This window comes from Pseudonocardia charpentierae (assembly GCF_031845345.1).
In the GTDB taxonomy this organism is placed as follows: Bacteria; Actinomycetota; Actinomycetes; order Mycobacteriales; family Pseudonocardiaceae; genus Pseudonocardia; species Pseudonocardia charpentierae.
The window spans coordinates 1-9,299 of the sequence record NZ_JAVREJ010000061.1 but is presented as its reverse complement, the minus strand read 5'-3'; the positions used below and the strand labels follow the sequence as shown (position 1 = coordinate 9,299).

The following is a 9,299-nucleotide window of genomic DNA, read 5'->3' as shown; positions in this document are numbered from 1 at the left end:
CCATCGCGTGGCACCTCTCTACGAGATCCTTGGTCGGTTCACGCAGAGACTCACGCGGTGGCCCCTCCCACGTGCTCAGGCACGCCGGACAGGCCCCGGACTTACACCACCAGCCGGGACGCGACCATCGCCCATCATCGTGAACGGCCTGTCCAGCGGCTTGTACAGAGCTCAGCAGACCAGGCCGTACGTCATTGCGGCCCGGCTCTCGAAGCATTCCCGGAGCAGAGGCTCATACTGGAGCGGGAACCGTCTCCGGACCATCGTTCGGGTCGTGCTCGTCGAGCAGGTCGTTGAGTGCGTCGCAGATGCGGCTGCTTTTGTCGGTGCGTCGGGTGTAGAGGTCCAGCGACCAGCGCTGATCGTTGGTCGGACATGATTTCTGCCGTGTCGCTGTGGTTGCTCTATTTGATCTTCCGGCAGGTGCTCGGGCTGGTCCTACTGCTGGGCCGAACGTCCTCAACCAAGGACGTCGAGCTCCTCGTGCTGCGCCACGAAGTCGCCGTCCTGCGCCGCACCAACCCACGACCACGCCTGCATTGGGCTGACCGGGGCGTGGTCGCCGCCCTCGTGCGGCGGCTGCCACGCGCACTGTGTTGCCATCGCCTGGTCACTCCGAACACGATCCCGGGCTGGCATCGCCGCCTCGTTCGGGGACGGTGGACCTACCCGAACCGGATCGGATCCGCCGCACCAACACCCGGAGCGGCGGAGGAGGCGCTGGTCGAGGCCATGACCGGACCGTAACCCCGACCGCCGACGGAACCGGGCGTCCACGCCGGCCGGACTACGGGCCGCCTCACGCGCTCCGCGCCGCCGGCCGCCGTGCGCCGGTTGACCCGGCCCGGGCCCTCAGCGCCGCGACGACGATCGCCTCGACCTGCGGGCCCGGTGCGATGCGCAGCTCGTCGCGCAGCAGCGTGCGGTAGGCCGCCAGCTGGCGGACCGCCTCGCTCACGTTCCCCTCGCCGACGTAGGCGGTGATCAGCGCCTGCTGCGCGGTCTCGCGCAGCGGCTCGGCGCGGACGGCCGCCAGCGCCGCCGCGATCGCCTCGGGGAAGCGCTGCCTGCGGCAGAAGTCCGAGCTCAGCGCCTCGAGCGCGTGCAGCCGGAGCTGGCGCTGGCGTTCCCGGTCGATCACCAGCCACTCCTCGTCCCAGCTCGGCAACAGGTCGCGGTCGAGCGCGTCGATCGTGTCCCGGCCGGACTCGTCAGCACCGTCGCGCAGTAGGGCGTGCGCGCAGCGCCGCGCGTCGACGAGGTCGACGACGAGGTCCATGTCGAGCGCGACCGCGGGCCGGGTGGCGTGGACCACCACCCCGCCGGCCGCGCGGATCTGCCACAGCGCGTTGCGCAGGTTCGCCTGCGCGCGAGCCTGCGGGAGGTCGGCCCACAGCGTGCCGGCGACGGCGGAGCGCGCTTGGGCCGAGCCGCAGACCGCGAGCAACCCGAGAACGCGCTGTGCCTGCCACGGCAGGTCAGCCGGACGGTCCGCGACCAGCAGCTGGAACGCTCCGAGGACGCGGAGGCGAGGCGCAGGAGCCACGGCGCACCTCCTTCGGCTATAGAGATGAGCCGCGCCAGGACCGTCAGATACATCGCCGGGCCGGAAATCACGACGGCGGCGGGACGGGCCGAGGGACGGTGCCCGTCCAGCATCGCGGCATGGCACAGGCACCGCGGTGGGCTGTGATCGTAGTGCGGGCCTGGGCCGACGCCGGCGGCATCCGCGCGCGGCTGGTCGGCACCGACAGCGAGGGCGGGAGTGTGCGGAGCGCGGCGGCGAGTCCCGAGGAGGCCGCGCTGGTCGTGCGGACGCTCCTCCGCGAGCTGGTGCCCGACCTGCCTTCGGATGCCGGTCCTGCCGCAACGGAAGCGACGACGCAGGAGTGACGATGGCCCGGACGCCTCCTTCCTACCGTCGGCGAAAGGAGATCCCAGGAGGTGGCCGGTGAGCGTCTACGAGATGGCCTCACACGGCGGAGCGGACCAGAGCGAGACCTGGTCCACCGAATCGCTCCCGCCGCTCGCTAGCCCGTTCGCCTCGGCGGCCCTCTTCGTCGACCCGGGGCTTCCGGCCGGCGTGGGGGAGTTCTTCACCGAGCACGTCGTGACGACGCCGTTCGCCGAAGCGCTGTCCTCGTACGACGAGGCCGATCTCGAGGCCGAGGCGTTCGAGGCGCTGCGGGCCGAGTTCGAGGACGACGGGTTCCGCGAGGCGCTGGAGGGGCTTGCCGACGAGGCCGCCGCACGCCACCTGGGCGCGACCGGCGCGTGGGCGCAGGCGGGGGAGGCGTTCCCCGCGGCCACCTCGGAGGCCGAGCACTACATGGAGGCCGTCGCCGCGCAGGCCGACCGGCTGCTGGGCGAGCTGGAGGCGCAGTTCGGCGAGCGCCCCGTGGACGCGGTCACCGCGGGCGAGATCGACGCCGTCGCCGGGTTCGCCGCGCACGAGGCGGGCGGCCCGCTCGACGCGCAGGAGCAGTTCCTGAAGAAGCTCGTCGGCAAGGTCAAGAAGGTCGTCAAGGGCGTCGGCAAGTTGGTCAAGAAGGGGGTCGGCGCCGTCGCCAAGATGCTCCCGCTCAAGAAGCTGTTCGCCTTCCTCAAGAAGCTCGTCCGTCCCCTGCTCGCCCGCGTGCTGGCAAAGGCAATCGGGCGCCTTCCCCAGGACCTGCAGCCGATCGCCCGCACGGTGGCGGCGAAGTTCCGCAAGAAGGCCCCGGGCGCCGCTCCGGTCGCCGCCCCCGCCGACCCGGCGACGCCTGCGGATCCGGCCGCCGCAGCGGAACCGACCGAGCCGGACGCGGCCGCGCCGCCGGCCGAGGAAGAGAGCCCGTGGAGCGCCGAGGCGCTCGCCGACGAGTTCGACGCCCGCCTCGCCGAGGCCTTCCTCGCTCCCACCGAGGCCGCTGCCACCGAGCTCGTCGACCACGTCGCGGCCGAGGCGCACCGGGCGGTGGGCTCGGGGCCCGGCCCGCTCGCCGCGCTCGACGCCGGCCGGCAGCAGCTCGCCCGCCAGCTCGTCGAGGCCGAGCCCGGCCGTCCGCCGTTGGCCGAGATGGAGCAGTTCGTCCCCCTCGTGGCGGCGTCGATGAAGCTGCTCAAGCTCGGGGTCAAGGTCATTGGCCGCAAGCGAGTCGTCGACGCCATCGCCAAACCCCTGGCGATCCTGATCCAGGGCATGGTCGGTCAGCAGGCGGCGCGAAAGCTCTCCGGCCACGTTGCGGACGTCGGGCTGCGCCTGCTCGGCCTCGAGGCCGAGCGCACCGCCGACGGCATGCTCGGCGCGGAGGCCCTCGTCGCGACCGTCGAGGACACCGTCCGCGAGGTGCTGTCGATGCCCGCGGCGTCGCTGCAGAACGAGCTGCTGCTGGAGTCGGCCGTGCTGGAGGCGTTCACGGACGCAGCCGTCCGGCACCTCCCGGCTCCGGTCCTGCGCCCCGACCTGGCCGAGTCCGAGACGGACGGCGAGCGGGGCATCTGGATCCCCTGCCCACGGGCCTCCGGTGCGCACTACCGCTACAAGAAGTACAGCGTCGTACAGCCCGTGCACGTCACACGGCCACTGGCCCGCGCGGTGGTCTTCGCTGACGGCGAGACGCTCGAGGACCGGCTCCTTGAGGCCGGGCTTCCCCGCTTCCCCGTCGCGGCCGAGGCGCACTTCTACGAGCTGATGGACGGCGCCGAGCTCGGCCAGCTCGCGGCGTTCGAGCTCGACGGGGAGGCGGCGTCGTACGCCGACGGGGCACGGGAGTTCGAGCAGCTGGTGCCGTCGCGGCCGCTGCCGATCCCGCACCCCAAGCCGCGGGTCGTCGTCGCGGTCGGCCGACCCGGGCCCACTCCCGACCGGCGGCCGGGCACGGTCGTGTTCCGCCTGAAGGTGCCCGGCCTGCACCCGCGCCGCCGCCCGCCGTTCGCGGTGCGCCTCGACCTCTCCGGCCACCGGCCCCAGCTGCGCGTACTCCTGCGCGTCGGCGAGCGCAACGCCCACCTGCTGGTGGGGCACCTCGAACGCCAGCGGCACGTCCAGGTCGTGACGCTCGTGCGGGGCCTGGTCGGCCCGCCGGTGCGCCACGCGCTGGCCGCCGCCGTGCACCGGATGCTGGTCAGGCGCGGCATCACCCCGGCCGAGGGCGTCCCCGCCCGCCTCACCGACGCGCTCGCCGACGCGATCGGTCGCACGGTCGCCACCCGGCTGCCGGCGGCGGCCGCGGCGCTCGCCGCCGCCGCGAAGGACCCGGCTGACGGTGTCACCCTGACCTTCACCTTCACCTTCGCCAACCGGGCCGCCATCGGCCGGGCGGACGTCGGCGAGCCGACCCTGGGCATCCGCAGCGGCGTCGACCATGACGACGACTGACCTGCTGGCGCGCCAGACCGCCGCGGAGGTTGCCCACTGGCGCCTCGCGGCGGAGGCGCTCGCCGACCTCGACGCCGTCGCGGCGCCGGAGGCGTGGGCGAGCCTGGAGGAGTACCTGCGGCACAGCGTCCGCGACCGCCTCGCCGGGATCGTTGCGTCCCTGGTCGCGGAGGCCCGCGCGCTCGAGCGCGCTGCGGAGGCGGGCCGCGACCCGGACGCGGTCCGCGCGGGTCTGCTCCGGCTCCGGCAGCGCTACCTGCAGGTCGAGACCACGACCGACTTCTTCGCTGACGGGATCAACACCCGCACCAACCCGGCGATGCGCGCCCTCCTGCAGGGCTACGACACCCTCGCGTCCGACGCGATGGCCGCGGCGCTCGGGCCGCTCGGCATCCCGTCGCCACCGGCGCTGGTCTACGTGGACAAGGGCCTCGGTGCCGCCATCCTGCGCGCCGGCGTGCGCCTGTGGAACGGGGCGCACGCGTCGCCGGCGGCGATGATCAAGCTCACCCGGCACAACCTGTCGTACCCGACTGCGCTCCTGCACGAGGGCGGACACCAGATCGGGGCGCTGACCGGGTGGAATGCCGAGCTGGCCGACGCGCTGTACGCCACTCTCGCCCCGCGTTCGCCCGACGTCGCCGCGCTCTGGCAGTCGTGCGCGGGCGAGGTGGTCGCGGACGTCATCGCCTTTGCCCAGGCCGGGTGGGCCCCGGTGGTCGGGCTGGCCAACGTCGTCGACGGGCCGACCGCCGAGGTCTACCGCGTCCGCTTCGGCGACCCGCACCCCTACGCCTGGATCCGCGTCCAGTTCAACGTGGCGCTGTGCCGGAGCTGGTTCGGGCGCGGCCCCTGGGACGACGTCGCTGCGGTGTGGTGGCGGCGCCACCCGCCGCACGCAGCGAGCAGGGAGCTGGAGCACCTCACCCGGGTCAGCGTTGAGGCGCTCGACGACATCGTCGGGGTCTGCACGCGGCAGCCGATGCGGGCGTTCCGGGGGGCACCGCTGTCCGCGGTGCTCGACCCGATGCAGGTGCACCCCGCGAGCCTGCAGGCCCTCGAACGGCGGGCCGGCGGCACCCTGCTGACCTCGCGCTACCTGCGCCGGCGCCACCCCCTGCCGATCTTCGCGCTGCTCGCGACCCGCGCCGCCCTCGGCGGGGACCGGGCGGCGCACTACCGGAACCTGCGCGCCTGGGTCACCGACCTCGGCGCCGACACGGCCGCCCGGCCGCTCGCCGTCCACCCGGCCGCGTGACCCGCCACCGCATCCCGAGGAGCACCGATGGCCAACACCCCCTCGACCGACTCCAAGCAGCTCCTAGAGGAGCTCGCCACGCTGGCGCGCGCGGTGAAGCAGCTGGCGGAACGCGTGGACGTCCCGGTTCGGCCCGCCGCCGAGGTCACCGAGGCCGACCGGATTCGCCAGCGCGTCGCTTTCGGCTACCAGGTCCTCGGCACGCTGATGGGCCGGGTGAGCTCCGCGAGCGACGAGTTCGACGTTCGCCTCGTCGGGGTGACGCGGGACTACGGCCGCATCGACTTCGTCCGGCTCCCGCGCGACGCCGCCTTTGTGGAGCTGCGCAGCGGCACCAAGGTCGAGGTCCTCCGCATCGAGGAGTCGGACTCGGATCTTCGCGGGGACGGGTCCGCTGACGCGGAGCGCCCGCGCAACGGGGACGGCCGTCGCGGCCACGTACGGCCGAAGGACGTCGAGGACACCGAACCCATCGGCTCCGTCCTGTTCCTCCGCGACCGACGCGGCCCCCTCGTCGCCTTCGGGCCCCGGCTGCTGGCGCTGCAACCCGCCCAAGCGTCCACGAGCCCCCTCGACCCGAGGAGTGCAAGATGATCCGTGCCCTGGCGAAGCGGTTCGCCGAGACCGGCGGCGCGCGGGAGGACGCCCTGCTGGTCCACCCCGCGCAGCTCAACCTGTGGCTCGACGAGGTGTGGAGCTCTCTGTCCAACCTGCCGGTCCTGCCCGGCGGCGACGAGCTGGGAGCCGCGTTCCTCGGCGACCCGGGCATCGTCGGCGCCCTCGCGATGCCGCCACCGTTCCTCTCGGCCCCACCGATGGCCCCGTCCGGCATCACGCTCGACGACCCGCGGGCCTGGTCCGGGACCCCCGGGCCGCCGCATCCCGCAGCTGTCAGCTTCTTCCCGCACCACCTGATGTACGCCTACCTGGTCGAGTGCACCGGCGCCGAGGTGGTCGTCCTCGAGGTCATCCGGCGGCTGGTCGCGGGCGAGACCCTCGGCTCGCTCTCGCCGGACGGGGCGCGGTGGCGGCGCACCACCGAGGAGCTGATCTTCCGCGACGCGCCACCGTTCTCGATCGCCAGCGTGGTCAGCGAGGCGCGCCTCTTCTCCCGAGTGTCGCGGCGCAACGCCTACTGGCGGATGTTCGGGTACGACCTTCCGCACCCGATCGCCCCAGGGACGGGCGGTTCCGTCGGCCAGGACTGGAAGGCGCACGTCGGTCTTGGGGCAAACACCGACTTCCGCGCCAAGTGGTCGGAGCTGCTGCGGCAGGTCTGGCTCGGCCTGGAGAACAGCGCGAACACCTCCGGAGCCAACCCGACCGACCCGTCCTACGTCGCGTTCCTGTGCAGCTCGATCCAGGACATGCTGAACAACCGGCGTATCGGCGGGAACCTGGCGCACGAGGAGTTCGTCCACGTCACGCTGATGAGCTGGCTGCACCTCACCCTCGAGTCCGACACGCCGATCGTGCGCGACCTCAAGGCCGAGGCCACCAGCCCGGCCGACCGCCTGGCGCGGATCGCCCAGCGGGTCGGGATGTCGCCCGCCGCCCGGTCGCGCGAGCTGTTCCGGCTGGCGGAGCCGATGTCGTGCCTGCTGCGGGCCATCGAGGCGGGCCTGTTCTCCGAACCCATCGCCGCGTCGGCCCTGTTCGACCCGACGCGCCCGCTCGGCATCGAGATGCGCGACATCATCGACGGTTGGCAGTCCGCGACCGGCGAGCGCGTGAAGGACCGGCCCGTCGGCGCGGCGATGGTGCCGCTGAGCCCGCAACCCCTGCGGCTCCCGACCCCGGGCACGCCGCCCGCCCCGGCTCCCGCCGCCGTGCCGAGCACGCCGCTGCTGGCTCCCGCTCCGGTGGGCGCCACCAACGGCCACGGACGCTGAGGGGGCGGGATGACCAGCGTGTGGAGTGAGGCGGTCGGCGCACCGCTCGCCGGTTTCGTCCCGCCCGCCGACGGCGAGGACGAGGGGTACGACGGGTCGTCGCCGTTCCGGCAGGAGTACCTGGTCGCCCCGGCGTCTCACGAGCCCGGCTCGGGCGAGGCGTCGTCGCTGTGGGGCGAGTCGTTCCCGGACGCGGCGGGGTTCGGGGAGTCGGGGTTCGGGGAGTCGGGCGGGGAGACGGGGTTCGGGGCGGAGCGGTTCGCCGAGCCGGCGTTCGGGGCGGTCGCCCCGCCCGCGCTCGGCGACGTCAACACGCTCACCAACATCGTGTTCTACGCCCGCCACCCCGAACGCCGGGGGCGAGGTCTGTCGTCCGCGGAGCCGGGCTACCGGGAGCTCGGCGACGAGTGGACCACGATTCGGGACACCGTCGTCGCGCTCGGCGCGCTCACCGCACGGGCGGCCGTGCACGCCGGGGGCACCGGGCACCTGCGCCGCGAGGGCCCCGACGACGAGCTGTTCGCGGCAGGGCGCGACGACGAGGCGCCGTCGTACATCGAGACCGCGCTGGTCCGGTCCGCGATTGCCGCCGGGAAGACCGACGTGAACACCCTGTGCGACACGATCTTCTTCAAGCGCCATCCCGAGCGGAACGGCCGGCTGATCTCGCGGAGCGAGCCGAACTACGGGCAGCTCAGCGCCGAGTGGCTGGCGATCCGGGACACGCTGGTGCTGCCGATCCTGCGCGGAGCGCCGGCGACACCCGCTCCCGCCCCCCGCCCGTGGCCCCCCAGCCCCTCGCCCGGTCGTCCCGTACCCGGCGGCCCCACGCCCGGTGGCCCCCTGCCGACCGCAGATCGGGCTGCGCTGCTGACCAAGCTCAAGGGCTACGTGGAGAGCGGGAGGATCGCGTTCGCCCAGGCGGCCGAGCGCACGGCGATGACGAACGGAACGGGTGCCGTGCGGCGGGAGGACGGCACGACCGCCTCCATCGACACGCGAGTTCTCCGTGTGTGCGTGGCGCTCGTGGAAAAGGGCCTCACCTTCCAGGTCTATACGGCGATCGTCGGGCACAGCAAGTACGTCAAGGACAGCGCGGGCAGCCCCACGGCGGACATCTCGAATCACTGGTACGGGCGTGCGATCGACGTCAACCAGATCAATGGGAAGGACATTGACGGCGACGGGGAGGCCGCGAAGCCGGACACCATCAGGTTCATGCAGGCGCTCAACAGCCTCCGCGGCACGGACCTCGTCCCCCGGACGGTCATCTGCTCGGGGAACGGGCGCGAGGACCCCGATGTGCTCAACCTGCAGATCGGGGTCAGAGAGAACCGGGCAATTTCCAATCACACGAACCACGTGCACGTCGACTACTGACCGGCGCTGCCAGGGTCCACTCGTGGGCTCCCTGCAAGGAGGACCAAGGACCTGCTGCGCCGCACGGGCCCGGCAGGCAGACTCGGGGCGACCGCCCCGACAAGGAGTCACCTCCTACATTGGACTTCACTCACGATGCTGAGCTGAGGAAATGAGTTCCGCTCATGACAGCGGCCAGTCCAAACTCCCCGTAGGCGGCCATTTACTGCCCCGGTGATGGCCAGTGATCTCCCCGCTGGTGGCCAGATATCTCCCCGGTGATCCACAGCAGGTGGCCGGTGGCGAGGGTCTGCCGGTGAAGCGGAGCGAGGAGATCGTGGAGATTCTGGAGGCGTACGACCTCACCGGGAGTTACCGGGCGGCGGCGGAGCTGGCCGGGTGTGACCACCACACCGTGGCCCGCTATGTC

General features: G+C 72.9%; 8 protein-coding genes. 7 read left to right on the top strand and 1 reads right to left on the bottom strand.

Going from position 1 to position 9,299, the window contains the following annotated elements; all coding sequences use genetic code 11:
* Positions 1-387: 387 nt before the first annotated feature.
* Positions 388-747, top strand: a complete 360-nt coding sequence (locus RM445_RS31535) for a hypothetical protein (RefSeq protein WP_311560527.1) — start codon at positions 388-390, stop codon at positions 745-747.
* Positions 748-799: 52 nt separating this feature from the next.
* Here the strand turns inward: RM445_RS31535 and RM445_RS31530 are convergent, their stop codons facing one another.
* On the bottom strand, positions 800-1,546 hold the full coding sequence (locus RM445_RS31530) for an AfsR/SARP family transcriptional regulator (RefSeq protein ID WP_311560526.1): 747 nt from the start codon (positions 1,544-1,546) through the stop codon (positions 800-802).
* 119 nt (positions 1,547-1,665) lie between these two features.
* Here RM445_RS31530 and RM445_RS31525 point away from each other — a divergent pair, with 119 nt between their 5' ends.
* From RM445_RS31525 to RM445_RS31500, 6 genes are read left to right on the top strand one after another with little or no spacing between them, the layout of a single operon-like run.
* Positions 1,666-1,893: a hypothetical protein gene (locus tag RM445_RS31525; RefSeq protein WP_311560525.1), complete on the top strand. Its 228-nt coding sequence runs from the start codon at positions 1,666-1,668 to the stop codon at positions 1,891-1,893.
* A gap of 58 nt (positions 1,894-1,951) precedes the next feature.
* The gene (locus RM445_RS31520) at positions 1,952-4,360 is read left to right on the top strand and encodes a hypothetical protein (protein ID WP_311560524.1); all 2,409 of its coding nucleotides are present in this window, start codon (positions 1,952-1,954) and stop codon (positions 4,358-4,360) included.
* Positions 4,347-5,618: a hypothetical protein gene (locus RM445_RS31515; protein WP_311560523.1), complete on the top strand. Its 1,272-nt coding sequence runs from the start codon at positions 4,347-4,349 to the stop codon at positions 5,616-5,618. Before RM445_RS31520 ends, RM445_RS31515 begins: the two co-directional genes overlap by 14 nt.
* A gap of 27 nt (positions 5,619-5,645) precedes the next feature.
* The gene (locus tag RM445_RS31510; RefSeq protein ID WP_311560522.1) at positions 5,646-6,212 is read left to right on the top strand and encodes a hypothetical protein; all 567 of its coding nucleotides are present in this window, start codon (positions 5,646-5,648) and stop codon (positions 6,210-6,212) included.
* Positions 6,209-7,510, top strand: coding sequence for a hypothetical protein (locus RM445_RS31505; RefSeq protein WP_311560521.1), 1,302 nt, complete (start codon positions 6,209-6,211; stop codon positions 7,508-7,510). Before RM445_RS31510 ends, RM445_RS31505 begins: the two co-directional genes overlap by 4 nt.
* A 9-nt stretch (positions 7,511-7,519) precedes the next feature.
* The gene (locus RM445_RS31500) at positions 7,520-8,890 is read left to right on the top strand and encodes a hypothetical protein (protein ID WP_311560520.1); all 1,371 of its coding nucleotides are present in this window, start codon (positions 7,520-7,522) and stop codon (positions 8,888-8,890) included.
* Positions 8,891-9,299: the final 409 nt, after the last annotated feature.

What these genes read in the sequence shown, in the direction of transcription:
- RM445_RS31515 (WP_311560523.1), top strand. Translation starts at nt 4,347, where the DNA reads ATGACGACGACTGACCTGCTGGCGCGCCAGACCGCCGCGGAGGTTGCC.
- RM445_RS31525 (WP_311560525.1), top strand. Translation starts at nt 1,666, where the DNA reads ATGGCACAGGCACCGCGGTGGGCTGTGATCGTAGTGCGGGCCTGGGCC.
- RM445_RS31500 (WP_311560520.1), top strand. Translation starts at nt 7,520, where the DNA reads ATGACCAGCGTGTGGAGTGAGGCGGTCGGCGCACCGCTCGCCGGTTTC.
- RM445_RS31505 (WP_311560521.1), top strand. Translation starts at nt 6,209, where the DNA reads ATGATCCGTGCCCTGGCGAAGCGGTTCGCCGAGACCGGCGGCGCGCGG.
- RM445_RS31510 (WP_311560522.1), top strand. Translation starts at nt 5,646, where the DNA reads ATGGCCAACACCCCCTCGACCGACTCCAAGCAGCTCCTAGAGGAGCTC.